Origin of the sequence: Streptomyces sp. MP131-18, assembly GCF_001984575.1 — a bacterium.
In the GTDB taxonomy this organism is placed as follows: domain Bacteria; phylum Actinomycetota; class Actinomycetes; order Streptomycetales; family Streptomycetaceae; genus Streptomyces; species Streptomyces johnsoniae.
In genome coordinates, this window is the sequence record NZ_LZNS01000001.1 from 977,513 (window position 1) to 979,361 (window position 1,849).

Sequence of the window (1,849 nt, forward strand, 5' to 3'; positions counted from 1 at the left end):
TATTCCACCAGCTGCCGCGCCTGAGCCGTCAGTGCGTGGGGGGTGCGGGCGGACAGCGGCCACAGCACCGGGCCAGAGGCCGGTGTCCGCCGCGGCTGGCCGGCGGCGGGCCCGGCATCCTCCAGGATGACGTGGGCGTTGGTGCCGCTGATACCGAAGGAGGACACGCCGGCGCGGCGCGGGCGGCCGTGCTCGGGCCAGGGCAGCGGCTCGGCGAGCAGGGAGAGCGCGCCGGACGACCAGTCGACGTGCGGGGACGGCTCGTCCGCGTGCAGCGTCCGAGGCAGCACCCCCTCGCGCATGGCCATCACCATCTTGATCACGCCGCCGACCCCGGCGGCGGCCTGGGCGTGCCCGATATTCGACTTCAGCGAGCCGAGGTACAGCGGTTGGTCGCCGTCCCGGCCGCGTCCGTAGGTGGCCAGCAGCGCCGTGGCTTCGATGGGGTCACCGAGTGTGGTGCCGGTGCCGTGCGCCTCCATCGCGTCGACATCGGCGGGGCCGAGCCCGGCCGCGTTCAGGGCCTGCCGGATGACCTCTTCCTGCGCAGCGCCGTTGGGGGCGGTGAGCCCGTTGCTTGCCCCGTCCTGGTTGATCGCCGAGCCGCGCAGCACGGCAAGGACCCGGCGGCCTTGGCCGCGCGCGTCGCTCAGCCGCTGGAGCACCAGCACACCGACGCCCTCCGCCCAGCCGGTGCCGTCGGCGCCGGCGGCGAACGCCTTGCAGCGTCCGTCGGGGGACAGCCCGCGCTGGCGGCTGAACTCCAGGAACATCCCGGGATTCGGCATCACGGTGACGCCGCCGGCCAGAGCCATGGAGCATTCGCCCTGGCGCAGTGCCTGGGCCGCGAGGTGGAGGGAGACCAATGACGAGGAACAAGCGGTGTCGATGGTGATGGCGGGGCCCTTCAGGCCCAGCGTGTAGGCGACCCGGCCGGACAGGACGCTGGCGGCGCCGCCGGTGAGCAGCTGGCCCTCGAACTCCTCGGGCGCCCGGTGGAGCGGCGCGCCGTACTCCTGGGCCATGGCGCCGGCGAAGACGCCGGTGGCGGTTCCGCGCAACGCGAGGGGGTCGATCCCGGCGCGCTCGATCGCCTCCCAGGACGTCTCCAGGAGCAGCCGCTGCTGGGGGTCCATGGTCTGGGCCTCGCGCGGCGAAATCCCGAAGAAGGCGGCGTCGAACTCGGCCGCGCCGTCCAGGAACCCGCCCTCCCGGGTGTAGGACGTGCCGTGGTGGTCCGGATCGGGGTCGTAGAGGGCGTCCAGGTCCCAGCCGCGGTCGGTGGGGAAGCCGCTGACGGCGTCGCGCCCCTCGGCCACCAGCTGCCAGAGGTCCTCGGGGGTGGCCACGTCGCCGGGGAAACGGCAGGCCATGCCGACGATGACGACCGGATCATCGTCGTCGTGCGCGGTGGCCCGCGAGGGAACGGCGGGGCTGTCATCCTCCAGGGAGCCGTCCGCCGTGAGGTCGCGGCGCAGTTGTTCCGCGAGGGCGTCCGGTGTGGGGTGGGAGTAGAGGACGGCCGAGTGCAGGCGCAGGCCGGTGGCGGCATTGAGCCGGTCCCGCAGTTCGACGGACATGTGCGAGTCGAAGCCGGCCTCCTTGAAGGGGACCGCCCTGGCGACGCGTTCGGGATCGGCGTGGCCGAGCACCGCCGCGGCGTGGCGGCGGATCAGGTCGGCCAGCACGTCCCGCTGCTGGTCGGCGTTGCGCCCGGCGAGCCCGGTCACCGGCGAGGCGGCTGTGCTCGCCCCGGCGGGGTCGGCGGGGCGCGTCCTGCTCGCGGCATCCGACCGGCGGCCGGTGGGTGGGAGGGGCGCGGCGCCGTCCGGCAGCCAGTGGCTCTCCC

1 protein-coding gene is annotated in these 1,849 nt (G+C 74.5%); it reads right to left on the reverse strand.

Features of this window, described 5'->3' with window-relative positions:
- Window positions 1-1,849, reverse strand: a 1,849-nt coding sequence (locus tag STBA_RS04045) for a type I polyketide synthase (RefSeq protein ID WP_253195207.1), incomplete at both ends; no start/stop codon positions are given.